A 25,043-nucleotide genomic window follows, 5' to 3' on the forward strand; every position below is an offset into this window, starting at 1 on the left:
AGGGCCAGACGGACTATACCACGATTTAAGTCATGCGGCTTAAAGTGGCGCGGCCTGAATATGGCCGAACCCTGTAACCAGCGGCTGACTTTGTCCACTTAGTTTAGAAAATATGTAACCGGCTCTTGCCTTTTGCCAACATGAGACATATTGTTCCTCATGTCTCATGTTGGTGAATGGATATACAGGAGAATCCATAATGTCTACATCCCACTCGATCACCGCAGACAGCGTGGTTGAAATCAAATCGGTGAAAGCCAGCAACCTGGATGCCGAAAACGCTATCCGCAAGCTGGGCCCGGACTCGCTTATGTGGCGGGATTTTGGAACCTATCTGTATCAGTTCATTCTGCCCCAGGCATTTATCCTGCAGTCAGCCCATCCCATGGTGGATCGCGCTGTGAGCGTGGACAAAAAGTACAAGCTCAATCCCTGGGGTCGGGCCAAGGATTCCCTCAAGCTGCTGTGGCCGGTGGTGTATTCCAAGCCCCAGGATGCCATTGATATGGGGGTGCGCCTGCGGGAGCTGCATCGCTCCATCAAAGGAACCGACAGCAACGGCAAGAAGTACCATGCCCTGGACCCGGAAGCCTACGCCTTTGTGCATATGACCGGTTACGATGCCCTGCTGCGCCTGTATCGCTATTTCAGCAATCATCGTTTGACCCCCAAAGAGCGGGCGATGCTGTTTGAAGAATGGAAAGCCATGGGCACCATGCTGGGCATCATCGACCGCAGCCTGCCGCAGACCGAAGCGGAGTACTGGGAGCGTTATAACCACATTCTGGACAACGTTTTGGAAAAGGGGCCGGTGCTGGATGACCTGCTGGACCCGCTGTTCATCTACAAGAATTACCCGCGTCCGCCCAAGTCGAAAATGCCCATGCCGGTGTGGAAAGCCATTGCCCTGGTGTGGGGATATACCCAGCACAAGGTGATCGTCGGCACGTTGCCTGAACAGTTCCGCACACGCATCGGCCTGCGTTACAACAAGCTGGACCAGTTGTTATTCAATTCCTTCGCCTGGACCGTGCGTACCTTCTATCCCATGTTGCCCGAAGAGAAGCAGTACCTGCCTTCCATCTGGCGCATTGTGCGGGATGCCCGCGAACATCCCCAGGCCTATCAACTCTAAGCCTCTAGCGCCGGTTCCGTTTTAGCCGGCGCTTTTTTTCCTGCCGTTATCAACATCGTTCCCCGCTTGCCTCTGTTTCGGGTTGGCACGAATGCACCTGTCGGTTTGCACAGGGCTCTGTTAGTCTTTGCTCTCCCCATGTTTGGCCAAACACACGATCCAAACCTTCAATAAAAGGAATTCTGCGTGCAGCCGGTTATTTCCGTTCGGAATCTGTCCAAGGTCTATGAGGGCGGCTTCCAGGCTCTGAACAATATCAATCTGGACATTCAGCGTGGTGAAATATTTGCGTTACTGGGCCCCAACGGCGCCGGCAAAACCACGTTGATCAGTATTATTTGCGGCATTGTGAATCCCAGCGCGGGCCAGGTGTTGGCGGATGGCTTTGATGTGGTGAAAGACTACCGCGCTGCCCGCTCCATCATCGGCTTGGTGCCCCAGGAGTTGTCCACGGATTCTTTTGAAAGCGTCTGGAGCACGGTGGCGTTCAGCCGCGGCCTGTTTGGCAAGCCGCGCAACGATGCCCACATTGAAAAAGTGTTGCGGGATCTGTCCCTGTGGGACAAACGTCATAACCGCATCATGGAGCTGTCCGGGGGCATGAAACGCCGGGTGTTGATCGCCAAGGCCCTCTCCCATGAGCCCGGAATTCTGTTCCTGGATGAACCCACCGCCGGAGTGGATGTGGAACTGCGGCGGGATATGTGGGAGATGGTGCGGGAACTGCGTCAACAGGGTGTGACCATCATCCTGACCACCCATTACATCGAAGAAGCCGAAGAGATGGCAGACCGCATCGGCGTCATCAACAAAGGTGAAATCGTGGTGGTGGACGAGAAGAAAGCGTTGATGCAGAAACTGGGCAAGAAGCAGTTAACCCTCTACCTGCAACAACCGTTAACGGCGATCCCCGCGCCCTTGCAAAGCTATCCCCTCAGCCTGTCGGAGGATGGCAATACCCTCACCTTCACCTTTGATGTGCAGAGTGAAACCACCGGTATTGCTCAGGTGTTGCGGGAGCTCAACAACAACGGCATTGATTTTCGGGATCTGCATTCCAGCGAGAGTTCCCTGGAGGAAATATTTGTGAATCTGGTCCGTGGCAATCGGGAGGCGCGCCCATGAACTTCTACGCTGTTCGCGCCATCTATAAATTTGAAATGGCCCGCACCTGGCGTACGTTGATGCAGAGCATTGCGTCGCCGGTGTTGTCCACATCCCTCTACTTTATTGTGTTTGGTTCGGCCATCGGCTCCCGCATGGTGGCCATTGATGGTGTGGAATACGGCGCCTTTATCATTCCCGGACTGGTGATGTTCACCCTGCTGACCCAGAGTATTTCCAACGCGTCTTTTGGTATTTATTTTCCCCGCTTTGCCGGCACCATTTATGAACTTCTGTCGGCGCCGGTCTCCTTCGTGGAGATCCTGATGGGCTACGTGGGGGCGGCGGCCACCAAATCCATTATTGTGGGTGCCCTGATCCTGGTAACGGCGCGTTTCTTTGTGGACTATCACATCGAGCACCCGATCTGGATGTTGAGCTTTCTGGTGCTGACCTCCATCACCTTCAGCCTGTTCGGTTTTATCATCGGCATCTGGGCCGATGGTTTTGAAAAACTGCAGCTGATTCCGCTGATGGTGGTGACCCCACTGGCGTTTCTGGGCGGCAGTTTCTATTCCATCAACATGCTGCCGCCCCTGTGGCAGACCATCACCCTGTTCAATCCGGTGGTGTATCTGATCAGCGGTTTTCGCTGGAGTTTTTACGGGGTGGCGGACGTGAACGTGGCGGTGAGCCTGGCCATGACGGCGCTGTTCCTGATCCTGTGCCTGTTGGGGGTGTGGTGGATCTTCAAAACCGGCTATCGACTGAAAACCTGATGTTGCGCATCCATTAAAGAGAACTCATCAGTCACAAATAGTGCCAAAAACCCTTCATTCGGACTAGGCAGCACCCGCGTCAACCCAATAGCATTAAAAGAAAAATGCTGCGGAGTTGACCGGAGAGGTTGCTGTATCCGGACCTATGAAGAAATCACTACTGGGATGCATTCTGTTGTGTCTCGCCAGCCCAGGCCACGCACAGTTGGCTCAGAATCTGACGGTGGGGAGTGCCAAGGCCCTGTCATTAGCGAATGCAGTGACCGCTGATACACCGGGGATCGATTCCATTCATTACAACCCTGCCGGGCTGTACAAAATCAAAGGCCGTCAGTATCAGCTGAAAGTGATCGCCGGCCAGTTCACCATCAGCGGTACGGTGGAGCGCTCGGATCGCTACCGGCAGTTGATGGATCAGTTCGGGTACGACGACGCTGCGGATCCCGTGCAGGAGGGCGAGAGCGCCACCTCGGATGTGTCGGTCATGCTGCCCTTTTTTGGCCTCACCGAAATTCCGGTGCTGGTGGCGCCCCTGGGGGGGGCGGCCGTGGAATGGAACGGCGGCCAGTTCGTCATGGGCACTTCGGTGTTTGCGCCCATGATTGTGGGTTACAAGCGCTCCGAGAACGGCCCCCTGCGGTATCAGGGGAACGAACTGGGGCTGACCCATCTTACGTATTTTTCCCCCACGGTGGCCTTTCCCATCAACGACCAGTTGACCTTTGGCATGGGCCTGCATTTCAACTATACCGGGGTTGGCATCGACCTGGATTTTCGGCTGCCCAACGCCATCCTGGTGGGGGTGGACAGTCTGAGCGGTGTGTTGTGTCAGTTGCCGGAACTCAGCGAAGTGGTCAATCTGTGTGAAGGTGATCTGGGCCCGTTCACCGACATCGGCAACATCCAGGTGGAGGTGGAAAACTATCTGAATCCCGCGTTCAACCTGGGCTTGCTGTGGGAGCCCAACGACTGGTTGGCTGTGGGCATGGTCTACCAAAGCGGAGCCAGCAAGAAATTGCAGGGGGATTTCAAAATCACTTACGGCGAGGACTGGCTGGGATTCTTTGGCGGTTTGAATGGCACGGTGATCGGCGATGCCACCACCGGTCTGTTGGCATTACCCAAGGGGGTGGCGGTGGAGGAGGGTGAAGCCTCCCTGGAGTTTACCGTGCCGCAGCATGTTGCCTTGGGTGTAAGCGTGGCGCTGACCCCGGATTGGAAACTCAACACCGACCTCAAGTGGACCGACACCGCCCAGTGGGACCAGTTCAAGCTGGAATTCGACACCGCCCCGGAGTTCTTACCGGTGCTGAGTTTTCTAGCGCCGGAGCAGGTGAGCCGTTCCTCCCTCGCGTTTCCCCGCGGCTACGAGAGTGTCTGGAGTTGGGCCCTGGGCGTGGAGCACCGTTACAACGATCGGCTGGCGTTGCGCTTTGGCTATGAGGATCGGGGCAACTCCATTCCGACCGACAAAGCGGATTACCTGGCGCCCTTCGGCGAAGCCTATCTGGTGGGGGCCGGGTTTGCCTATGCGCCGGGCAGCAACAGTCTGCTGGAAGTGGGCGTCGGCATGCTGGTGTCGGAAAACAGCGCCGCGGACAATACCAGCAGCAATGCCAACGATTACCACCAGCTGATCTACAACCCCTATGCCGGTGTCAACCTCAAGACCGACGTGCGCGCCTACCTGATTGAACTCAGTTACCAGGCGCGCTTCTGACGGGTGCTCAATCAGGTTGCCGCTATTGCGCCGCCAGCTCCACGGCTTCCGGCATCTGGGCCAGGATAAAGGCATCGGCCACGTTGATGGCGGCCAACAGCGTGACGGAACACATCAGAAACAACTTGAACAATGGAGTCATGCAACTCACCCCCCAATTGGATGAATACAAATCAATAAACACAAAAAAGAAAAATGTTTGCAACTGGCCGAATGAAACCATCCGGCACGGGAGGGAATTTGCATATTACGGGCCGCTTTTCGAAACCGTTTAAATTACAACCAATTAACGGCCCTGGCCCGGGAATGGTGACAGCTTGGTGAAAAGTTTTTCGACACCGGAACTACTCGTGCCGGAAATCCTTGCCAAAACTGGTTTGGTAGTCGATGAAGGTGAGCCCGGTTTCCCCGAAATAGATGGCGTCCGCAGCGGCCACCACCAGGCGTAATGTGCTCAGCTCGGTGTGGTCGCCACTGAGGTCCACAGTCCAGTGTTGGGCACTGTTGTCGGTGGCGGTCAGGTCCACCGGATCACCGGGTTGCTGGGCATTCTCCACCAGGGCCGCCTTGGCGCCCTGCAGCGGATGCTTTGCGGTCAGGCTCAGGGTCATGCGGTTGACACCGGCCTGGTCCACGCTGACATCCACCTGGAACTCTGCGTTCTTCAGGGTGCAATGTCCGCTGGGGTAGCGGCAGTTGGGCAGTGCCACCAGGGAATAGGATTGCCCGGCTTCTGCCTTGTGGGGTTTCTCACCCACCAAGGCATCGGTGGCGAGGTAACCGATCACCGCCAGGATGGGGGCTACGATCAGGGCGACAATAATGTGTTTGTTGCGAAACATGTGCGACTCGTATGGTTGCTGGCTGTCGACTGTGTATTGGCGTCAGTATAGTACCCAAAAAAAAGCCCCCAGTACTTGTGGTGACGGAGGCTTGGGGTCTGGCCCGGATTGTGTCCGGGCCGTGGGTTACAGATCAGTGGGCTTGGGCATCCCCGGCGCCGGCCGGCATACGGATGCTTTCCACCATTTCCTGCACGTGCTCTGGCGGTTCCTGGGTCACCCGGGAGACCAGGAAGGCCACCGCAAAGTTCACCACCGCACCAATGGCACCGAAGGCGTTGGGTTCAATCCCGAAGAACCAGTTGGGCTTGAGATCACCCAGGAAGGCCGTGCTGGCCACGAACATGATGCCCTGATGCTGGAACACATACAGCAGGGTCACGGTGATCCCGGCCACCATACCGGCAATGGCCCCTTCCTTGTTGATACGCTTGTTGAAGATACCCATCATCAACGCCGGGAAGATCGAGGACGCCGCCAAACCAAACGCCAGCGCCACCGTCCCGGCGGCAAAGTCCGGCGGATTGAAGCCCAGGTAGCCGGCCACGGCGATGGCCCCGGCCATGGCGACCCGACTGGCCATCAACTCGTTCTTCTCGTCGATGTCCGGCATGAACACCCCTTTCAACAAATCGTGGGAGATGGCAGACGAGATGGCCAGTAACAACCCGGCGGCTGTGGACAAAGCCGCGGCCAGGCCACCGGCGGCCACCAGCGCGATCACCCAGTTGGGCAGGCGGGCGATTTCCGGGTTGGCCAGTACCATGATGTCACGGTCCACGGTCACCATTTCGTTGACCTCCGGGTTGGCGCTGTACTGCACCTTTCCGTCACCGTTCTTGTCCTTGAACTCCAGTAAACCGGTGGTTTCCCAGTTCTTGAACCAGTTGGGGCGCTCATCATAGGTCATGTAATTGCCCTTGGTGGGTTCAATGGTGTTCATGAAGTTCATGCGCGCCATGGCGGCAACTGCAGGCGCAGTGGTGTACAGAATGGCAATGAACACCAGGGCCCAGCCGGCGGAAGTGCGGGCGTCCGCCACCTTGGGTACAGTGAAGAAACGGATGATGACGTGGGGCAGACCGGCTGTACCGATCATCAGGGACATGGTGTACACGAACATATTGAGCTGACTAAGCCTCGATTGCGTCGTGTACTCATGGAACCCCAACTCGGTCACCACTTGGTCCAGCCTGTCCAATAGAAACGTATCCGTCCCCGCCATGGTGGAGCCCAGGCCCAGCTGCGGAATCGGGTTGCCGGTGAGGTTCAGGGAGATAAAAATCGCCGGAATGGTGTAGGCAAAAATCAGCACACAGTACTGGGCGATCTGGGTATAGGTGATGCCTTTCATGCCACCCAGTACTGCATAGACAAACACGATGCCCATGCCCACCAGCAAGCCGGTGCCGTAATCCACCTGCAGGAAGCGGGAGAACGCCACCCCGATGCCTTTCATCTGGCCGATAACATAAGTCACCGAGGCGATGATCAAACACACCACCGCCACGATGCGGGCGGCTTTGGAGTAGTAACGATCACCGATGAATTCCGGCACCGTGAACTTGCCGAATTTACGCAGGTAGGGTGCCAGCAGCATGGCCAACAGCACAAAGCCACCGGTCCAGCCCATCAGGAACACCGAACCGCCGTAGCCCATGAACGCAATCATGCCGGCCATGGAAATGAAGGACGCCGCTGACATCCAGTCTGCCGCCGTGGCCATGCCGTTGGAAATGGGGTGAACCCCGCCACCGGCTACGTAAAAGTCTTTGGTGGAGCCGGCCCGGGCCCAGATGGCGATGCCGATGTACAGGGCAAAGGTAAAGCCCACCACGATATAGGTTAAGGTTTGCAGATCCATGGTGTTTTACCTCACTTCTCGTCCACGCCGTACTTACGGTCCAACTGCCCCATCTTTTTCGCATAGACGAAAATCAACACCACAAAGGTGTAGATGGAACCTTGTTGCGCGAACCAGAAGCCGAGCTTGTAACCACCCAGCTGTATTTGATTCAACACATCCACCAGAATCACTCCGAAACCAAAAGACACCACGAACCACACCACCAACAGCGTCAGCATCAACTTGACGTTGGCGGCCCAGTAAGCGGTCGCGTCTTCCTTGCTCTTGAACGCCATACACGAACCCTCCGAATGCTTGTTTTATTGTCGTTGTACATAAAACGTTTTAAACCAGCCCATATAGGTTGGGTATTAGACGTTGGTCGAGCGGTTAGCGAATCCGCCGAAATTGCATAGACTCTATAAAGGAATGGTTTCGGTTGAGATCGAGTGTGGTATGGGAAAGTTAAATATAAAACAATCAGTTACGGCAATTGGTCTGGTGCTGGTGGTGGCAGTGGCAGGGCTGTCACTGCTGATCTGGCAGGATGTTCAAAGCCTGCGTCAGGCATTGCGCCACAATGAAACGGTGATGCTTCCCATCATCCAGCAGGGCTATGAAGCCCGCATCAATACAATTCAAGTCCAGCAGTGGCTCACCGACATCAGTGCCACCCGGGGCCAGGATGGATTGGACGACGGCTTTGACGAGGCCAGGGCCGCCCATGACCAGTTCCGGCAAAACCTGAATCAGCTGATGAAACTGGATCAGGAGAATCAGAAGTTCTATCGGGATATGGAACCGGTTTTTACCAAATATTACGAGGTGGGGCAGAACATGGCCCAGGCCTATATAGAGGGCGGTCCCGAGTCCGGTAACCGCATAATGGCCCAGTTTGATGGTGCGGCGGAAGCCATCAACGACCGGATAGCGGCGGTACAATCCCGTATTGCCGACTATGCCCGGGCCGATCTGGCCAACGCGCAGCAGACGCTGGACAGTCATGTGCGCCTGGTGATTGTCAGCCTGTTGGTATTGCTGGGCCTGATGCTCGGCCTGTTCCTGTTCATCGCTGCCCGGGTGGCGCGGCCGGCGCGTTTGATTGCTGACAAGTTGTCCGGTATCGCAGCGGGGGATCTGACGCGCACTCTGGATTACGAAAGCCACGATGAACTGGGGGTGATTGCGGATTGCTCCCGCAAGATCGTCCGCACCTACCAGCGCTTTATCTCCCAGATCATCGGGGCCTCCAACATGAACTCCGGTTATTCCTACGCGTTGCTGTTCTCGGTGCAGGATGCCGTGAAATTTGTGGAACGCCAAACAGAAGAGAGCGTGCTGGTGATTCGGGAGGTGGAGCAGCTGTGCAATAACTCTGACACCATGCAGCAGGCCCTGGTGGAAGCAGAGTTCGCCACCGAAGGCGCCCGCAACCAGGTTAGCCAGAGCCGTTCCACCCTGGGTGAGGCCAATACCATTGTGCGGGAACTGGGGGAGCAATTGGCCCAGGCGGAAGCCGCCATTGCCTCCCTGGCGCGACAGACCCAGTCCATCAACACGGTGGTCTCCACCATCAGCGCCATTGCCGAGCAAACCAACCTGTTGGCCCTGAATGCTGCCATTGAGGCCGCCCGGGCCGGCGAGCAGGGGCGTGGCTTTGCGGTGGTGGCCGACGAGGTTCGCGCCCTGGCCCAGCGCACCCAGGAATCCACCGGCGAAATCCGCAAAACCGTCGATGCCCTGCAAACCCAGGCCGATAACGCGGTGGCGGTGATTGTGGAAAGCAGAAAAGTGGCGGAGCGCAATTCCGAGATGAGTACGGAAGTCATCTCTTCGCTCCAGACCATTTTTGATTTTGTGGAATCCCTCTACAGCCTGAACCGGTCCGTGCATGAACTGGCGGAAACCCAGATCCAGGAGATCCGCGCCATCAGCGACCGGGCCCATCTGATCGATGAGCTGTCGGTGAATGTCAGCAACCGCATACAGCGGGCCGATCGCTTCAGCATCCAAATGCGGGAGAGCATCAAATCCTTCACTGAGGTCAGCCGCCAGGTGAAGATCGAGGAGTAGACGCCCCCCGGCCTAGATACGGTGAATAAACTCCTCCCGCGGAAAACGGTAGCGGCGGTGATAGATGCCGTCTTCGGCCCGTTTGCCCACACCCAATATCATGGTGACGATGGCGTCTGAGGGCAGGTCCAGGATCTTGTGCACCCGGTGTTCGTCAAACCCCTCCATGGGGCAGGTGTCATAGCCATGGGCGCGGAACGCCAGCATCATATTCTCCGCCGCCAGTGCGGTTGACTTCACCGCCCAGGTCTTCATCTCATTGATGCCGTAGGGCCCCCGCGGCACCGCCCGTTTCAGGCCCGCCACCAGACCCATGGCTTTCTTGGCCAGGCCAAAGGAACCCAGCGGGCCCGGGTTGTAATGAATCAGGGCCAGCTTGGAATAGTAGTTCTTGATGATCCTGGGCATGGTCTCTTCCGGCCAGAACTCCAGGTTGCGCAGACTGTTCTGTTTCCAGGTGTCCGGGCGGGCAATGATGGGAATCAGCACCTGGGCCGTGGTGGCAGCGTTCTGGCCCAGGCAGGCTTCCGCCAGTTTGGCGCGCACGGCCGGGTCCCGCACCACGTAGAACTCCCAGGGCTGCAGGTTGGAGGAATTGGGGGCCAGCATGGCCAGATCCAGACAGTCCTCCACCACCTCATCCGGCACCGGATCGGCGGTAAAACGGCGCACGGAGCGTCGGCTTTCCACGATCTTGCGGAACTCCTCAATATTGGTCTTGGGGGCGGTGGCTTCGTCACGGTAGTCGGTCATTAGGGCCTCGATCTTTGTTAGGGCGCTGTCTTTATTCAGAGCGCGGATATTCCGTATGACGCTAGGCTAACAAAACCCAAGTGCTGACCCCATGACCGTACCTGCCAATGTGACTCGCTTTTTATTCCAGATTCCCAGCCTGCCGGACACCCTGCGGGTGGTGGGATTTGACATAAAGGCGGCGGTTTCCGACCTGTTTCGCTGTGAAGTGGAGCTGGCCTGCGAAAACAGTGCCCTGGCGCTGGAAAAGCTGGTTGGCAAAAATGGCCTCCTGACCCTGTTTGATGAGCGCCATCCGCACTATTTCCATGGTGAGATCCTGCAAATCCGGCAGGGGGAAAGCGGCCATCCGTTCACCCTCTATACCGTCACTTTGGTGCCGAAGCTGGCGTTTCTGCTTTACCGCAGCAACCTGCGCATCTTCCAGCAAAAAACCGTCCCGGAGATCATCCGCCAGGTGTTGAAGGAAGCCAATATCCAGGGCCAGGATGTGAGCCTGGATCTTACCGGGCGGTATCCGGTGCGGGAGTACTGCACCCAGTATGGCGAAACGGATTTCCACTTCATCAGCCGGCTGCTGGAGGAAGAGGGGCTCTTCTACTTTTTTGAACACCACGCGGATCGTCATACCCTGGTGATCTGTGATCACAACGGGCGCTTCCAGCCCATTGCCGGTGCCCGTGCTGTGCGCTACAGGGAACGCACGGGCATGGTGTCGGATCAGGAGTCCATCTACCGGTTGCACGCCCGTGCCGCCATCCGGCCGGGCAAGGTCACCCTGCGGGATTACTTCTTTGAGAAGAGCCAGCTGCGGCTGGACAAGAGCGGGCAGGCCGGCCCTTATCAGGGTCTGGAACAATACCACTATCGCGGGGATTTCAATGATCCCGCCCAGGGTGAGCGCTACGCCAGGCTGCAATTGGAAGCCCACCAGGCCCAACGCCAGAACATCGAAGGCGAATCGGATTGCCCGCGGCTGTGGCCGGGCTACCGCTTCTCGGTGAAAGACCACCCGCGCCAGGACCTGAATGCCGAGGCGATTCTGCTGTCGGTGCGGGTGCAGGGGCGCCAGCCCCAATCCCTGGGGCAGGGCGCCAGCAGTGAGGGCAGCCGCTTCAGTTGTGAATTCGGTGCCATGCCCGCGTCCCTGCCGTTTCGTGCCCCGGCCATCACGCCGCCGCCCCGGGTGGAAGGCACCCAGACTGCCTTCGTTACCGGTCCGGCGGGGGAGGAAATCTACACCGACCAGTTTGGGCGGGTGAAGGTCCAGTTCCACTGGGACCGGGAAGGCCAGTATGACGAGGCCAGCAGTTGCTGGCTGCGGGTCAGCCAGGGCCTGGCGGGCAACCAATGGGGCGCCATGGCGATCCCCCGCATCGGCCAGGAGGTCATCGTCTCATTTCTGGAAGGCAATCCGGACCGCCCCCTGGTCACAGGCACCCTCTACAACGGCACCAACGCCTTGCCCTATCCCTTGCCCGCCCACAAAACCCGCACCGCGTTCAAAAGTATCAGCAGCCCCGGCGGAGGCGGTTTCAACGAACTGCGCATCGAAGACAAAAAAGGCCAGGAGCAGATCTACCTGCACAGCGAAAAGGATCTGGATCTGTATACCCAAAACGATTGGAAGGAGTGGGTGGGCAACGAACAGCACACCACCGTGGGCAATCACCTGAATCAGGCTGTGGGTGCCGACCAGCACACCACCATTAAACAAAACCATCATCAGAAGATCGGCCAGAACCTGTCGCAGAACGTCGGGCAGGCGGCGCAGATTAAAATCTCCGGCTCCTATGTAGAGCAGGCCGGTCAGGACATTGTGCTAAAAGCCGGCATGTCGCTGGTGATCCAGGCCGGAGTGGAGCTGACCCTGAAGGCCGGTGGCGGCCTGGTGAAACTGGACCCCAGCGGCGTCACCATCAAAGGCCCTATGGTCCGCATCAACACCGGCGGCGCGGCCACCCCGGGCCGACCCGCCGTGATCACGCCCCCCCGTCAACCCAAACCCGCCGATCAGGGCGACAAACCCGGCAGCGCCAGCGCACCGGCCATGCCCAACACCGCCCCGGTGGCCAGCAAGGTGGTCAGCACCCAGTCGGTCACCGGTGGGCAGGCGAATCCGGATGAGGCGGTGACGAGGGTGGCAGTGGCGAGTCGAGATACCAGCATCACCCGCGAACAGATTGAAGCGCTTCCGGATAACGTAAGCCTGGAGATGTGCGATACCCAGGGCAACCCCATTGCCAACACCCGGTATGTGGTGACGGACAAAAACGGCAAGCAATACACGGGTGTCACCGACGCAAACGGTGTGGCCCGTATTCAGGGGCTACCCAAGGGGGATTGCAAAGTCAGCTTTCCGGACAGCGAGCCCTGGAAATAAATTCATTTGAAGACCTGAAACCATGCCAACCACTCATATCGTTCAGCAAGGCGAAAACCTCTTCACCATCGCCCGCCAGCATAAGATCGCAAATTGGCGGGATATTTACTTTCATGACGCCAATGCTGCGTTTCGAAAAAAGCGACCCAACCCCAATATCATTTGTGCCGGTGATGAAATCCAGATCCCGCAAACTGAAAGCAAAAGTGTCACGGTTCGAACCGGTGCTCATCATGTTTTTTATGTGGATCGGGAAACGCAGAAGCTCACGCTACGCCTGTTGGATGAAAGTGGACGACCCAAAAGCAAAGTCCCTGCTGAGCTTTCCATCAATGGAAACAAGAAGCCGGTGGTCAGCGGTACAGACGGCACGCTCAAACTCGAAGTGGATGATCCCAATGTCAAAGTCATGCACCTGGACGTGTTCGCAGATCCAGACATGACAGAACCCAGCCATCGGTTCGAGCTGCAATTGGCGCACCTTGATCCTGCGGATACGCTCGCCGGTTTGCAAGCCAGGCTCAACAGCCTTGGGCATGATTGTGGCGTAGTCGATGGCATTTATGGCAGGCGTACCAAAGAAGGAATAATGTCGTATCAGGCCGCCTGCAATATGACCGTCGATGGACAACCATCACCCGACATCTATCATGCTGCCCAAAAAGATTTTGGGTGTTGATTAAACGCATCATCCGCACTGGAACCCAACATGACCACTAATCAAACCCCGCCCGCTGCCGGTGTAGAGCCCAGGCCCGTTGCATTGAACGAAGTCAATACCCTGGTTGTGGGTACGATCGTTACTCCGATCTATCCGGTGCGCTACGCCTATGCAAACTTCTTTGAGGAATCGTTGCTCGCACCAACGGAACCGCCTCCACTCTCGGCCATGCTGGATGCGGCAGACCTGAATAGTACCAACGGCTATGTGCCACGATTGCTGCGACCTGGCTGGATCTACATACGGGAAGAGGATGGCCCGAACGGCGGCCACTTCCAGATATTCAAATATGCACCGGTGGAGAACAACGGGCAGCTGGAAGAGCGATTTCCAAAATACCAGTTCGCTAATGGAGTGAACGCACAGGGGGGGCTTAAAGAAGATACATCAGGAGGCATCAAAGGAGGCTATCCCTTCGTTTTTGTGCGCAAAGAGGTCACTGAAATCAGTATTGCGTACAGTGAGCACGAGTGGCACCCCAACATCATCGATAAAATGAACGGAGATGCGGGTGAGCGGGCTGCGTCCATGCAAAGGATCAAGCTTAAGAGTGATGATCCGGCGGCGGTGCCGGCCACTGCGGATAATCTGGCGCGCTTGGTTGAGGATTATCGGGAACAGAAGGCGCGCCTGTTACGGATAAAAAACAGCAGTACAGATCCCAGTGTGAAAGACCTGGCGCTCGACGTGCTGACGACTCAGTCCAGCTACGACATGGATGCGGACCAGATTGCACTAGCGCTGAGACGCAAAACCAAACCGGGTGAAACCGCCCGCGTGGTGGCATTGCATGATCCGGTCGGCAGACAAAGAGACATCGCTGAGGTGCACGCCAAGTTGGCGCTGTGGGAGAAGGCCTATGCATCGCAGAACCTTTATCCATTCACCATTGGGCAGCTAGTGGGGCAGCTGAAACAATCCAACGATGAAGCGTTGCAGGATGTATTGAAGGAATCGATAAACTGGGGGGAATACGACCAGTATTGGACCCGGATTGAACAGGAGTTCAAGGGCTTCGCCACCCGGCAGGAGCAGTTCGCGGAACTCTATCGGGGATTCATGCACGGTTCGGGGGTGACCGGTAAGGTCGGTTCACTGGATAACTATTTCCAGAAATTTTTCTGCCAGAATGCAACGAAAGGGGACGAAGCAACCGCAGAGTTGACCAAATTGTGCGAGATCGGTGCGGGTATTTTTAATGGAATACTATCCTCTGATCGGGGAAATTCTGCGCTCGAGAAAATTCTAGAAGACTTCAACAACGAAAAGAATGCCTATGTGGCATTTTTTGATGTGTTCAAAGGCATAGTGACTGCCCCGCAGAACAAGCTGGACTGGGCGGCCAAGGTGGGCGCCGGCATGGATAAACTGCTGCAGCAACTGGGCCCACTGTGGGCCAAAATTGCAGTGTTCTCCATTTATGAGGCCCAGGTGTCGGTACGAGCCAAGAATCGCTTTCTGGCCAATGTTTACAAGTACACCGTCAATCAGGTGATTCCTTATGTCCACCAAGCTATGGGGATGACGGTGGATAACGCCAACCGGGTGCGGTATACCCCAGAGAAGCTGGGGCAGATTCTGGCAGAGCAGATTGAAGCGTCCGCCCGGTCTTACCCTGGTACAGCGGGGGATGATGTACTGAAGGCGGCAGAAAAGGCCTTATCCCGAGCCCAAAAAATGTTCGATTGGGGGCAAAAAACTCAAAAGACCACCATACCCCGCTATGTGGAGCTGTCGGAAATTGAAATTACCCGCCTGCCTGGAAAACGATTCTCTTTCGTTGTGCCGAAAAGTGTGGGTGAGGGTATTGGGGTGGCGGCAGAGTCCGGCTTTGCGGGTTTATCTGCCTATGCTAACTGCCATGCCATCTATGACTTGTATTTCCAGGCTGAGTATTATGATAATGATCCCTTGCAGCGTGGCCATACGGTGCATGGCCTGATTCAATTCGCATCCGCTGTGACGTCGTTGACGGTGGATGTGTTGACCATCAGCCGAGCCGCGGTGGGCGTTTCGGCGAAAGTAACATCCAATGCATCGAATCAGGTGATCGCCTCGCTGGCACCGAAGCTGAGTGAACGGGCTTCGGCGCTGGGGACTTTGCTGGGGTCACAGATGCTATCCCGCGTCATCGTGGTAGCAAACTTTGCCTCGGCCACGGCTTCGGTCTGGAACGGCATCAACTCCTGGCAGGGCGACAATCGAGGTGAAGCGGCTGGCCACTTCACCCTGGCATTGGGTTCGGTTGTTATTGCGGCGGCCACCATTTATGGTGTGGGAGCTGCAGCCACTACTGCGGGTGGGGGTGCCACCGCCACCGGTGTGGGGGCGGTGCCTGGGTTGATTGCCGTTGGGGTCGGGTTATTGTGTCTGGGGGCTGGTGCCACATTGTTGTGGGTGTATGGGAAATCGGATTTTCAGCGGCTACTGGAGAATTGTTTCTGGGGTGTGAGTAGTCGTTATGGGTTTTGGGAATTTGTTGAAGAAAGGCCTGGCATTGATAGACGAATTGATAATGCCAAAGAAATGAAGAGCAATTCAAAGATGCTGTCCGCGTACAAGATTGAATTGCAGGAGTTTATGAACTACCTGAACATGCCGGCATTGGAACTTTCGGATACGGAAGGTTGGTTTGATACCTCCGGAGACACGCGAACGTTCTCTTTAAAATTCTCATTGCCGAGATTTCAGATTGGTGTGTCCGATATTTTGTTTGAGTTGCGCACTCGTCATATTGATTTTGATGTTTTCAGTGCCGGTGTATGGCGGGAGAATAAGGCGTTGACTGAAAAGCTAGGCAAAGCCATGGAATCCGCCAGGTTTGAGGAGCGGGATGGCTTTACGAACGTAGAGGTGGAGTTCGAAACCCAGGAGGATATTGAATTGTTCTGGGCCTATAAACCCACCCCCAACACGGTCGTTCCGATGCGCTATCTGACCGACGACGGACTGATTGAGAGTCCTGTGGTGGGTATGATCAATGAAGAAGTTGCCTGAAAGGTCTGAATGTTGCGAATAGTAAAGAGCCTGCCTGTCGCCAAACCGCTCGCTGACGAATCAGCACAGTTACTGAGCCGCGAGTTGCCGCGTTTCAAAAAGCCGACGCCCCCGGTTCTGGGGATTGATCGAATAACACTGGCGTTTAAAGACAATTATGTGGCCCTGCGTAATATGTTCTTTATTCCCTGGATGCTGGGTATGGTGGCGGTGCTGTGTCTTCAAGGAGAGGATGTCTATCGCTCCTGGAAAGGCGCGGAGAAAAGCGGGTTGTGGCGCATCGATCTGGAAATCGAAAAGCATGGAGATGATTATATTACCGCTTCAGACAGTACCTCATTGCCGAAATATCTCTCAGTCTTCGAAGGCCGAACCCTCCCCTTCATGACCTATATGACTCAAATGCGTTACAGTCATGATTTTTACGCCTATCCGGATCGAACCCGCCAAACCGACATCCTGATGACGTCCATACCCATTACCATCCTGCTCTTTCTGGGTACTTGGTCTGTGTCGATGCGGCGCCATGCACCGCTATTTTTCGACCGGGAGAGGCGTATTGTTTATACATGGCGATTTGGTGAGGTCTGGGCACAGCGCTATGATAGATTGTCCTATGCCAGCAATTTTCAGTCACTGTTTATGTATCTACGGCGCTTGGACCCCAAAGACGAAAACGAACGCCCCTGGCTGGTATCCTACCCACTGCAACCCTCCGGCAACCCGCTGGTGAACGCCCGAATCCTGCAGGACAATGTGCTGATTGCCATAGTGAAGTTCATGGAACAGGGGCGTGATGCCGTCTGGTCGGAGGATTGGCATGGGCGCCCTCCATTTTATTTTCGAATCGACCCCAAGCCCCAGGACTTTGACCAGCAATTGGAAACGCTCCTCAGGAAAATCGACATGGGTGAATGATCGGGGTGGCTACTGTGGTGATCAGCACCACAGCTCGTCACTACCCCAGCACCACCAAATGATTTGGCAACTCATTCTTGCTTTCCGTGGCCGGGGCGTGCTGCTTTAACTTTTCACCACAGGCCTCGATGCATTTCAGCATACCCGCCAGGGTGTCTTTGCGTTTAATGCTGGCCACCAAATCATCCACGATGCCCTGCCACTGGTCATTGGCCACATGCTGACTGATGCCGCGGTCGGCGATGATCTCCACGTAATGCTCGGCTTCGGCGATGAATATCAGCACCCCGGTTTCACCCTTGGTATGGTGCAGGTTGTTGTCCAGGAACTGGCGTCGGGCCAGGTTGGCGGCGCGCCAGCGTTTTACGGATTTGGGCACCAGGCTCATCATGATGGGGGGCACGCGGAACAGCAGCGCCAGGGCAATAAAGTTAAACCACTGCAGCATCAGCAGCTCGTCGCCATTGAGCCAGAAGGGGGTGAATTTCAGCAGCAGGGGCAGCAGCAAGGCGATGATGGCCGCCCACAGTGTAGGGATGTAAACGTAATCGTCGGACTGACGGGCCAGCACCGTCACCAGCTCTGCATCCGTATGCTGCTCTACGTTGTTGATGGCATCCGCCACCTGTTTCAATTCGGATTCCGTGAATAAAGCCATTACCACCCCCCCGAGGCGCCGCCGCCTCCAAAACTGCCACCGCCGCCGGAAAATCCGCCACCGGAACCTCCGCGAAAGCCGCCACCACCATAGTAGATCCCACCCCGTCTGCCGCCGAAGCCGCCGCGGCCACCAAAGCCACGAAAGATGAGGAACAGGATAATGGGGATGATGATCCAGTTACTGAGCTTGCTTTTGGATTGGGCTTTGCGCATTTGGTACTGGCCACCCAGTGCCTGGATGATGGCGCTGGTGCCGGCTTCGATGCCCTGTTCAAACTGGCCCCGTTTAAAGGCCGGTCGCACGATGGTTTGAATGATGTTGGCGCTGATGGCGTCGGTGAGGGTGCCTTCCAGTCCATAGCCCACTTCGATGCGCATGCGGCGCTCCTTTTCCGCCACGATGAACAGCACGCCGTTGTTCTTGCCTTGCTGGCCGATGCCCCAGTGGCGCCCCAGTTGATAGCCGAAGGTCTCAATGTCGTAACCCTGAAGGTTGGGCAGAGTGACCACCACCAGCTGATTGCCGGTGGCGTTTTCGTGGGCCTGCAATTGCTGGCTAAGGCGGCGTTCGGTGCTGCTTGCCAGCATATTGGCCTGGTCCACCACGCGCCCGCTGAGGGCCGGAAAACTGGGGGCTGCGCCCGCACTGCCAAGCGTGGTCAGGCACAGCAGCAGTGGCAACAGCGTTGCGCGCAGCATCAGAACTCCACCTTGGGCGCTTCTTCGGCACCGCTGGTGGTGGCTTCATAGGTTTCGCGCAGGGGCATGTCGCTGTACAGCAGACTGTGCCAGATGCGACCGGGGAAGGTGCGGATCTCGGTGTTATACGCGCTCACCGACTGGATGAAATCACGGCGCGCTACCGAGATGCGGTTTTCGGTGCCCTCCAGTTGGGATTGCAGGGCCAGAAAGTTCTGGTTGGCTTTCAGGTCAGGGTAGCGTTCCACCACCACCATCAGGCGGCTTAAGGCGCTGCTGAGCTGACCTTGCGCCGCTTCAAACTGCTGCAGCTGTTCCGGGTTGTTGAGAATGCTGCTGTCCACCTGCATGGAGCCCACCTTGGCGCGGGCTTCCACCACCGCCTGCAGGGTTTCCTGCTCGTGGGCGGCATAGCCTTTGACGGTGGACACCAGATTGGGGATCAGGTCGGCGCGCCGCTGGTACTGGTTCTGCACCTGGGCCCAATCGGCCTTCACCTGTTCGTCCAGCGTGGGGATGTTGTTGATGCCGCAGCCGCTGAGGGTCAACAGGCTGCCCAGCAACACGCTGATCAGGGCAAATCGTCGAAACAGTGTGTGGAACATGGATGGTTTCCTTTCTATCAATTTATTCAGTGCGTAGATTCAGCTTGGCCGCGCAGAACATCCTGATAGCCTTCCCGAAAGGAAGGATACTGAAATGCATAGCCGCTGTTGCGCAAGCGTTGATTGCGGCAGCGTTTGTTCTGCGACGGCGATGTGTCTGTCAGCTTTTTAATGGGGGTGGGCTGCGGTGCTTTCAATTGTTGCGCCAACCAGCTGCAGACGCTGGCTTCATCCGCCGGGTCATCGTCCACGCCCACATAGCACTCGGCCAGTGCCGTGCCCTGTTCTGCCAACTGCACAAGATGAGCAAGCACGCCGACACAGTCATCCTGATGGATGCGGTTGGTGTATTTGGGTGGCTCTACCTGAACGTCGGCGCCCCCCTGGACCCGACGCAGCAACCAATTGCGCCCGGGGCCATAAATGCCGCCAAAGCGCACACAGGTGGCCGGTTGGGCCGAAGCCTGCACCAGCCGTTCGGCTTCCAACACCCGCCGGCCATTATAAGCCTGGGGTTCGGTGGCGCTGGTCTCATCTACCCAGCTGCCGTCATCCTGGGCATACACCGCGGTGCTGGAGACAAAAAAGAACCGCTGCAAGCGCTGCTCCCCCAGGGCATCCAGCAGGTGCTGCACTGCCAGGGGGTAGCCGGCGCGATAACCTGCGTCGCTGCGCTCGGCGGGGGTGCCAGTGTGAATCACGTAGTCCAGTGCGGGGGGCAGCAGCGTACTGGCCAAAGGTTGACCCAGATCCCCCTGCAAGCCCGGGAATGGCAGGGTGGCGGGGGAGCGTTTCAGCCCCCACACCTGATGCCCGGCGTTCTGCAATTGCAGCCCCAGTTGGGTGCCGATTGAGCCGCATCCCGCCAACAATATTCGCGCCATGTGCCGGTGTCTTCCCCTGATAGTTAAATTTATTCAATTCTTATGGTTGCAATCGCCATATGCTATCGTGTAAAACTCATCGTGACCAGCCATATCATTACCCAATCGAACGGATATTCCATGACACTGACCGAATTGAGATACATCGTGACCCTGGCCCAGGAACGCCATTTCCGCCGCGCCGCTGAACGGTGTTTCGTCAGCCAGCCCACCCTGAGTGTGGCCATTAAAAAGCTCGAAGATGAACTGGATGTGACCATCTTCGAGCGCAATCGTTCCGACGTGCGGGTGACCATGGCCGGCGAGCGCATCGTGGCCCAGGCCCGCAAAGTGCTGGAAGAGGCTGAGCTGGTCAAGCAGATCGCCCAGGAAGGCAAAGGCCAGATCAACCTGCCCCTGCGCATCGGGGCGATTTTCACTGTTGGCCCGTATCTATTCCCCCACCTGATTCGCAACATCAAACCCATTGCCCCGGAAATGCCGCTGATTCTGGAAGAAAACTACACCGCGGTGCTGCGCCAGAAACTGCGTAACGGCGAGCTGGACGCCATCATCATCTCACTGCCGTTTGAAGAACCGGATGTGGAAATCCAGGATCTTTACGACGAGCCGTTCGAAGTGCTGATTCCGGCGGGGCACCCCCTGGCCAAGCAGGAAAAGGTCACCCGCAAGCAGCTGGAAAAAGAAAACATCCTCATGCTGGGGGAAGGGCATTGCTTCCGCGATCAGGTACTGAACGCCTGCCCGGGTATTCTCAAACACAGTGACGAAACCAGTCTGCCCCAGGGCACCTCTTTGGAAACCCTGAGACACATGGTGGCGTCCGGTCTCGGTATCACCATACTGCCCAGCTCCTCCTCCGACAAACACATCTACGACAGTGACACCATTGTGGAGCGGCCGTTTGCCGGCAAGACGCCCTATCGCCGGGTGTCTTTGGTGTCGCGCAAACGCTTCTCCCGACCCAAGGCCATCGAAGCCCTGGTGCAGGCCATCACCAGTTGTTCCCTGCAGGGCGCAGCGAATCTCTGATGGCGGATTTTTTCGCGACCACACCGGTAACGGAGCTGAAGGGCGTGGGCGCGGCCCAGGCGGAAAAGCTGGCCAAGCTGGGCATCTATTCCCTGCAGGATGTGCTGTTCCACTTGCCGTTTCGCTATCAGGATCGAACCAAGCTGGTGCCCATCGGCGCCACCCGGGATGGCAGTGAGGTGTTGATCCAGGGACGGGTCTTGATGGCGGATGTGGTGATCCGCAAACGCCGCAGCCTGATCTGCCGCATCGAAGACGGCACCGGGCAGATTCATCTGCGCTTTTTTCATTTTTCCACCAGTCAGAAGAATCATTTTCAAGCGGGCGCCATTGTGCGTTGTTATGGCGAGGTGCGCCTCACCGGGCTGGGCAAGGAAATGGCGCACCCGGAATACCGCATTATGGAATCCGCCGAGGAGCCGGTGGAAGCGGCGTTGACCGCTGTGTATCCCGCCACCGAAGGCATTCAGCAAACTACTCTGCGCAAACTCAGCGACCAGGTGTTGCGGCTGCTGGGCAAATCCCAGAAAGTGGCGGAGCTGTTGCCCGCAGAGGTGATGCACGCCGCGCAATGGCCCTCCCTGACCGAAGCCCTGCAGTATGTGCATCGCCCCCCCGGAGATGCGCCGGTGCAGGCCCTGCTGGACGGTTCCCACCGGGCGCAGCAGCGGCTGGCGTTGGAGGAACTGACCGCCCATCACCTCAGTCTGTTGAAGTTGCGGCAACGGGTGAAGGAGCAGAATGCGGTGTCACTCCCGTCAGAATCGATACTGGAACAACAGCTGGTGGCGGGGCTGCCGTTCCAGCCCACCGCGGCCCAACAGCGGGTGCATGGGGAGATCTGCCAGGATCTGCAGCAGCCCCATCCCATGTTGCGTTTGGTGCAGGGGGATGTGGGGGCGGGTAAAACCCTGGTGGCGGCGCGGGCGGCCCTGCTGGCCATTGATGCCGGTTATCAGGTGGCGATGATGGCACCCACCGAGATCCTGGCGGAACAGCACTACCACGCCTTTATCGAATGGTTTGAGCCACTGGGCCTGCGGGTGGCCTGGCTGTCGGGCAAATTAAAAGGCAAAAAGCGCAACGAACAACTGGGGCTGATTGAAAGCGGCACCGCCCACATGGTGGTGGGCACCCACGCCCTGTTCCAGGAGGAGGTGCGCTATCGCAACCTGGCGCTGGTGATCATTGATGAACAGCATCGCTTTGGCGTGCATCAACGCTTGGCCCTCAAACAGAAAGGGGAGTCCAGCGGCATCGCGCCCCATCAATTGATCATGACCGCCACCCCCATTCCCCGCACCCTGGCCATGAGCGCCTATGCGGACCTGGATACCTCCGTCATTGACGAACTGCCCCCGGGGCGCACGCCGGTGAAAACCGTGGTGGTGGACAGTACCCGTCGCCATGAGGTGGTGGATCGGGTGCGTCACGCCTGTGGTGAAGGCCGTCAGGTGTATTGGGTCTGTACCCTCATTGAAGAGTCGGAGGTGCTGCAGTGCCAGGCAGCGGAGGAAACCGCCGAGCAGCTGAAATTGTTCCTGCCGGATATCGCCATTGGTCTGGTGCATGGGCGCCTGAAACCGGCGGAAAAAGCCGACATCATGGACCAGTTCAAGAAAGGCCAGCTGCAGGTGTTGGTGGCCACCACCGTGATCGAGGTGGGGGTGAACGTGCCCAACGCCAGCGTCATGATCATCGAAAACCCGGAACGCCTGGGGCTGGCCCAACTGCACCAATTGCGGGGCCGGGTGGGGCGCGGTTCCACCGAAAGCTTCTGCTTGCTGATGTATCAAAAGCCCCTCTCCAAACTGGGGCGGGAACGGCTGGACATCATGCGCCAGACCAACGACGGCTTTGTCATTGCCGAGAAAGATCTGCACCTGCGCGGCCCTGGCGAGGTTCTGGGCACCCGCCAGACCGGGGACATGAGTTTTCGCATTGCCGACCTGCTGCGGGATGAAGCCCTGCTGGAGGACAGCAAACAACTGGCGGAAGTGCTGTTGCAGAAAGACCCGGTGCGGGCCGAACGCCTGATCCTGCGCTGGCTGGGCAACGCCGCCCAATATGGCGAGGTTTAGGCAGCAGGTTAGCCTACACCGTTTTGTCATAATCCAATGTTTAATTAATTCAACAGGTTATGGCTATTCTGCGGGAGCTTTTGCGCGCCCAAAAAGCAGCTACACTTAATCAATGGAGCAGGCAAAGAAGTAGGTACAGAAGGCTTGGCTATGGGCAACAAGATACTGGTGGTTGAAGACAACCCGGACAACATGAAACTGGTGACCTGGATACTGGAAGACGAGGAGTATCTGGTGACCGGCGTCAATTGCGCTGAAGACTGTCTTACCCGTATGGAGCAGGAAGAGTTCGATGTGGTGCTGATGGACATTTCCCTGCCCGGCATTGACGGCAAAGAGGCCACCCGACGCTTGCGGGCTCAGGAGCGGTTCCAGCACCTGCCCATCATCGCCCTGACGGCCCACGCCATCAAAGGGGAAGACGAAGAAATTCTGGCGTCCGGCGTGACCGACCTGATCACCAAGCCGTTGGATGAGGAAGTATTGCTGGATCGTCTGCGGAAATTATTGAACTGATCAATTGTTCGGAAAGAAATGAAAAACGGAAACCACCGCAGCGGGTGGTTTCCATCAGCCAGACACTTTGCCCTCCTGTTTTACATCCTTCAATCGCACCAGATCGGTCATGACCGCTTCCAGACCACCGTACACATTGATCTGGCCGATACGGCTCACCACCCGTTCCAGGGATTCCAGTTCCTTCAGGCGCAACAGCACCGGGTTGTTATCCATCATCCGGGCGGTGTTGTGCAGCGAACGCATGGCCTGAGTTTCCTCGCGGCGCTTGATCAGGTTGGCTTCTGCTTCCTTCTGGGCCTGCACCACCTGATTCAGGATTGCTTTCATATCACCGGGCAGGATGATGTCCTTGATGCCCACACTCAACAGGCGGATGCCGTACGCCGACAGTTTTTCCAACGCGCTGTTGAAGATGGTGTTGTTCAACGCATCCTTGTCCGCCAGCAAATCATCCAGTGACTTTTCACCCACCACTTCCCGCAAACCGAACTGCAGCTCGCGATAGACGAAGCCGGTGAAATCCTTCACTTTCAGGGCTGCCTGGCGGGCGTTCACCACCTGATAGTTGGCGCTCAGATTGATGCGCAAACTCACCCGATCCTTGGTCAGGATTTCCTGGCCACTGACCTCGGCGGATTGCACCCGCAGATCCACGTTCACTACCTGGATGTGACGGTTCAATTGCCAGAAGCCATAATGGCCGGGATTCAGTTCCCGCTCGAACTTGCCGTTCAGAAACATCAAACCCACCTGGGCTTCGGGCACCTCCACATACAGCATCAGGGATTGTGCTTTTTGGCGCAGCTCAACGTTAGCACCACGACCCAATACGCCCAGCAATGAATCGCTGACGGCAGCACCGGCCTTTAGATCCAGCACGTCGATGCGCACATCTTCGATGCCTTTCCAGTAGGCGTAAAACGCGCCAGGGGCAATCACATCCACCAGATGATTGTTGCGATACACCAGGCCCAATTGCTCGTCGCCCATGTCCGCACTGTTCAGGTGTTCGTTCAACAGCGGTCCATGCTGGTTCAGCAAAAAACGCGCGCGAACATGCTCGAACACCACAGAGCTGACATCGTACTTGTCCAGGCGAATCGGACCGCCCAACAGGCTCACACGATGACGGCCAGGCTGCAATACGCCCTGCAAACGATCATGGCGGTACAGCAGGCCACGTTCGTTATCGGCGATGTAAACGGTTTTCCAAAACATCTCTCTACCTCCTCATCTTTCATGGTTAAATTCAATAGTCACACCGGGTGGAGCCCACCTGACACCGCATGAAG

The 25,043-nt window shown here is 57.0% G+C and carries 21 protein-coding genes; 12 read left to right on the top strand and 9 right to left on the bottom strand.

All coding sequences use genetic code 11. The features are described from left to right. The first annotated feature begins 199 nt into the window (after window positions 1-199). The 4 genes from D9N14_RS12580 to D9N14_RS12595 all read left to right on the top strand — a co-directional run bounded on the left by D9N14_RS12580 (window position 200) and on the right by D9N14_RS12595 (window position 4,738). Entirely contained in the window at window positions 200-1,135 is a 936-nt protein-coding gene (locus D9N14_RS12580) for an oxygenase MpaB family protein (protein ID WP_290580159.1), read from the top strand. Window positions 1,136-1,321: 186 nt separating this feature from the next. After that, window positions 1,322-2,260: an ABC transporter ATP-binding protein gene (locus tag D9N14_RS12585; protein WP_290580161.1), complete on the top strand. Its 939-nt coding sequence runs from the start codon at window positions 1,322-1,324 to the stop codon at window positions 2,258-2,260. Further along, window positions 2,257-3,018, top strand: coding sequence for an ABC transporter permease (locus tag D9N14_RS12590; RefSeq protein ID WP_290580163.1), 762 nt, complete (start codon window positions 2,257-2,259; stop codon window positions 3,016-3,018). The genes D9N14_RS12585 and D9N14_RS12590 overlap by 4 nt, the downstream gene beginning before the upstream one ends. Window positions 3,019-3,163: 145 nt before the next feature. After that, entirely contained in the window at window positions 3,164-4,738 is a 1,575-nt protein-coding gene (locus tag D9N14_RS12595) for an OmpP1/FadL family transporter (protein WP_290580165.1), read from the top strand. Window positions 4,739-5,082: 344 nt separating this feature from the next. On the opposite strand, the gene D9N14_RS12600 is transcribed toward D9N14_RS12595, so the two are convergent. From D9N14_RS12600 to D9N14_RS12610, 3 genes are all read right to left on the bottom strand, one after another. Then, entirely contained in the window at window positions 5,083-5,580 is a 498-nt protein-coding gene (locus tag D9N14_RS12600; RefSeq protein WP_290580167.1) for a hypothetical protein, read from the bottom strand. 133 nt (window positions 5,581-5,713) lie between these two features. After that, window positions 5,714-7,444 (bottom strand): sodium:solute symporter family protein, encoded by a 1,731-nt coding sequence (locus D9N14_RS12605; protein WP_290580169.1) that lies wholly within the window; start codon window positions 7,442-7,444, stop codon window positions 5,714-5,716. 11 nt (window positions 7,445-7,455) lie between these two features. Then, on the bottom strand, window positions 7,456-7,722 hold the full coding sequence (locus tag D9N14_RS12610; RefSeq protein WP_290580171.1) for a DUF4212 domain-containing protein: 267 nt from the start codon (window positions 7,720-7,722) through the stop codon (window positions 7,456-7,458). Between the two features lie 160 nt (window positions 7,723-7,882). On the opposite strand from D9N14_RS12610, the gene D9N14_RS12615 reads away from it, so the two are divergent. Then, entirely contained in the window at window positions 7,883-9,499 is a 1,617-nt protein-coding gene (locus D9N14_RS12615) for a methyl-accepting chemotaxis protein (protein WP_290580173.1), read from the top strand. 12 nt (window positions 9,500-9,511) lie between these two features. On the opposite strand, the gene D9N14_RS12620 is transcribed toward D9N14_RS12615, so the two are convergent. Beyond that, a complete protein-coding gene (locus tag D9N14_RS12620) occupies window positions 9,512-10,252 on the bottom strand; it encodes a nitroreductase family protein (RefSeq protein ID WP_290580175.1) in 741 nt (246 codons plus the stop codon). Between the two features lie 91 nt (window positions 10,253-10,343). On the opposite strand from D9N14_RS12620, the gene tssI reads away from it, so the two are divergent. Genes tssI through D9N14_RS12640 form a run of 4 tightly spaced genes read left to right on the top strand, consistent with a single transcriptional unit; the run spans window position 10,344 to window position 17,271 of the window. Next, window positions 10,344-12,635 carry a type VI secretion system Vgr family protein gene (gene tssI, locus D9N14_RS12625; RefSeq protein WP_290580177.1) on the top strand — a complete coding sequence of 764 codons (2,292 nt, stop codon included), beginning with the start codon at window positions 10,344-10,346 and terminating at the stop codon, window positions 12,633-12,635. A 22-nt stretch (window positions 12,636-12,657) separates the two neighbouring features. Beyond that, entirely contained in the window at window positions 12,658-13,314 is a 657-nt protein-coding gene (locus D9N14_RS12630) for a peptidoglycan-binding protein (protein WP_290580179.1), read from the top strand. A 30-nt stretch (window positions 13,315-13,344) separates the two neighbouring features. Next, entirely contained in the window at window positions 13,345-16,353 is a 3,009-nt protein-coding gene (locus D9N14_RS12635; RefSeq protein ID WP_290580181.1) for a toxin VasX, read from the top strand. A 9-nt stretch (window positions 16,354-16,362) separates the two neighbouring features. Then, window positions 16,363-17,271 carry a hypothetical protein gene (locus D9N14_RS12640; RefSeq protein ID WP_290580183.1) on the top strand — a complete coding sequence of 303 codons (909 nt, stop codon included), beginning with the start codon at window positions 16,363-16,365 and terminating at the stop codon, window positions 17,269-17,271. Window positions 17,272-17,311: 40 nt separating this feature from the next. On the opposite strand, the gene D9N14_RS12645 is transcribed toward D9N14_RS12640, so the two are convergent. The 4 genes from D9N14_RS12645 to D9N14_RS12660 are packed head-to-tail and all read right to left on the bottom strand — an operon-like array spanning window position 17,312 to window position 20,119. Further along, window positions 17,312-17,929: a TPM domain-containing protein gene (locus D9N14_RS12645; RefSeq protein ID WP_290580185.1), complete on the bottom strand. Its 618-nt coding sequence runs from the start codon at window positions 17,927-17,929 to the stop codon at window positions 17,312-17,314. After that, window positions 17,929-18,630 (bottom strand): TPM domain-containing protein, encoded by a 702-nt coding sequence (locus tag D9N14_RS12650; protein ID WP_290580187.1) that lies wholly within the window; start codon window positions 18,628-18,630, stop codon window positions 17,929-17,931. The genes D9N14_RS12645 and D9N14_RS12650 overlap by 1 nt, the downstream gene beginning before the upstream one ends. Beyond that, window positions 18,630-19,235, bottom strand: a complete 606-nt coding sequence (locus D9N14_RS12655; protein WP_290580189.1) for a LemA family protein — start codon at window positions 19,233-19,235, stop codon at window positions 18,630-18,632. Before D9N14_RS12655 ends, D9N14_RS12650 begins: the two co-directional genes overlap by 1 nt. Window positions 19,236-19,261: 26 nt before the next feature. After that, a complete protein-coding gene (locus D9N14_RS12660; protein ID WP_290580191.1) occupies window positions 19,262-20,119 on the bottom strand; it encodes an SDR family oxidoreductase in 858 nt (285 codons plus the stop codon). Window positions 20,120-20,239: 120 nt separating this feature from the next. Between D9N14_RS12660 and D9N14_RS12665 the strand changes: the two genes are divergently transcribed. The 3 genes from D9N14_RS12665 (at window position 20,240) to D9N14_RS12675 (ending at window position 23,748) form a co-directional block, all read left to right on the top strand. Then, window positions 20,240-21,151, top strand: coding sequence for a hydrogen peroxide-inducible genes activator (locus D9N14_RS12665; RefSeq protein WP_290580193.1), 912 nt, complete (start codon window positions 20,240-20,242; stop codon window positions 21,149-21,151). Beyond that, complete coding sequence (gene recG, locus D9N14_RS12670) at window positions 21,151-23,232, top strand: ATP-dependent DNA helicase RecG (RefSeq protein WP_290580195.1); 2,082 nt, start codon at window positions 21,151-21,153, stop codon at window positions 23,230-23,232. The genes D9N14_RS12665 and recG overlap by 1 nt, the downstream gene beginning before the upstream one ends. A gap of 150 nt (window positions 23,233-23,382) precedes the next feature. Next, entirely contained in the window at window positions 23,383-23,748 is a 366-nt protein-coding gene (locus D9N14_RS12675; RefSeq protein WP_290580197.1) for a response regulator, read from the top strand. A 54-nt stretch (window positions 23,749-23,802) separates the two neighbouring features. Here the strand turns inward: D9N14_RS12675 and D9N14_RS12680 are convergent, their stop codons facing one another. After that, window positions 23,803-24,969: a slipin family protein gene (locus D9N14_RS12680; protein WP_290580199.1), complete on the bottom strand. Its 1,167-nt coding sequence runs from the start codon at window positions 24,967-24,969 to the stop codon at window positions 23,803-23,805. Window positions 24,970-25,043 lie beyond the last annotated feature (74 nt).

The organism is Ketobacter sp., assembly GCF_003671495.1.
In the GTDB taxonomy this organism is placed as follows: Bacteria; Pseudomonadota; Gammaproteobacteria; order Pseudomonadales; family Ketobacteraceae; genus Ketobacter.

Excerpts from the sequence above, each read along its gene's own strand:
- D9N14_RS12610 (WP_290580171.1), bottom strand. The coding sequence starts at position 7,722 with ATGGCGTTCAAGAGCAAGGAAGACGCGACCGCTTACTGGGCCGCCAAC.
- D9N14_RS12605 (WP_290580169.1), bottom strand. The coding sequence starts at position 7,444 with ATGGATCTGCAAACCTTAACCTATATCGTGGTGGGCTTTACCTTTGCC.
- D9N14_RS12595 (WP_290580165.1), top strand. The coding sequence starts at position 3,164 with ATGAAGAAATCACTACTGGGATGCATTCTGTTGTGTCTCGCCAGCCCA.
- D9N14_RS12680 (WP_290580199.1), bottom strand. The coding sequence starts at position 24,969 with ATGTTTTGGAAAACCGTTTACATCGCCGATAACGAACGTGGCCTGCTG.
- D9N14_RS12640 (WP_290580183.1), top strand. The coding sequence starts at position 16,363 with ATGTTGCGAATAGTAAAGAGCCTGCCTGTCGCCAAACCGCTCGCTGAC.
- D9N14_RS12650 (WP_290580187.1), bottom strand. The coding sequence starts at position 18,630 with ATGCTGCGCGCAACGCTGTTGCCACTGCTGCTGTGCCTGACCACGCTT.
- D9N14_RS12620 (WP_290580175.1), bottom strand. The coding sequence starts at position 10,252 with ATGACCGACTACCGTGACGAAGCCACCGCCCCCAAGACCAATATTGAG.
- D9N14_RS12675 (WP_290580197.1), top strand. The coding sequence starts at position 23,383 with ATGGGCAACAAGATACTGGTGGTTGAAGACAACCCGGACAACATGAAA.
- D9N14_RS12600 (WP_290580167.1), bottom strand. The coding sequence starts at position 5,580 with ATGTTTCGCAACAAACACATTATTGTCGCCCTGATCGTAGCCCCCATC.
- D9N14_RS12665 (WP_290580193.1), top strand. The coding sequence starts at position 20,240 with ATGACACTGACCGAATTGAGATACATCGTGACCCTGGCCCAGGAACGC.
- D9N14_RS12580 (WP_290580159.1), top strand. The coding sequence starts at position 200 with ATGTCTACATCCCACTCGATCACCGCAGACAGCGTGGTTGAAATCAAA.
- D9N14_RS12630 (WP_290580179.1), top strand. The coding sequence starts at position 12,658 with ATGCCAACCACTCATATCGTTCAGCAAGGCGAAAACCTCTTCACCATC.
- tssI (WP_290580177.1), top strand. The coding sequence starts at position 10,344 with ATGACCGTACCTGCCAATGTGACTCGCTTTTTATTCCAGATTCCCAGC.
- D9N14_RS12635 (WP_290580181.1), top strand. The coding sequence starts at position 13,345 with ATGACCACTAATCAAACCCCGCCCGCTGCCGGTGTAGAGCCCAGGCCC.
- D9N14_RS12660 (WP_290580191.1), bottom strand. The coding sequence starts at position 20,119 with ATGGCGCGAATATTGTTGGCGGGATGCGGCTCAATCGGCACCCAACTG.
- recG (WP_290580195.1), top strand. The coding sequence starts at position 21,151 with ATGGCGGATTTTTTCGCGACCACACCGGTAACGGAGCTGAAGGGCGTG.
- D9N14_RS12590 (WP_290580163.1), top strand. The coding sequence starts at position 2,257 with ATGAACTTCTACGCTGTTCGCGCCATCTATAAATTTGAAATGGCCCGC.
- D9N14_RS12655 (WP_290580189.1), bottom strand. The coding sequence starts at position 19,235 with ATGTTCCACACACTGTTTCGACGATTTGCCCTGATCAGCGTGTTGCTG.
- D9N14_RS12615 (WP_290580173.1), top strand. The coding sequence starts at position 7,883 with ATGGGAAAGTTAAATATAAAACAATCAGTTACGGCAATTGGTCTGGTG.
- D9N14_RS12645 (WP_290580185.1), bottom strand. The coding sequence starts at position 17,929 with ATGGCTTTATTCACGGAATCCGAATTGAAACAGGTGGCGGATGCCATC.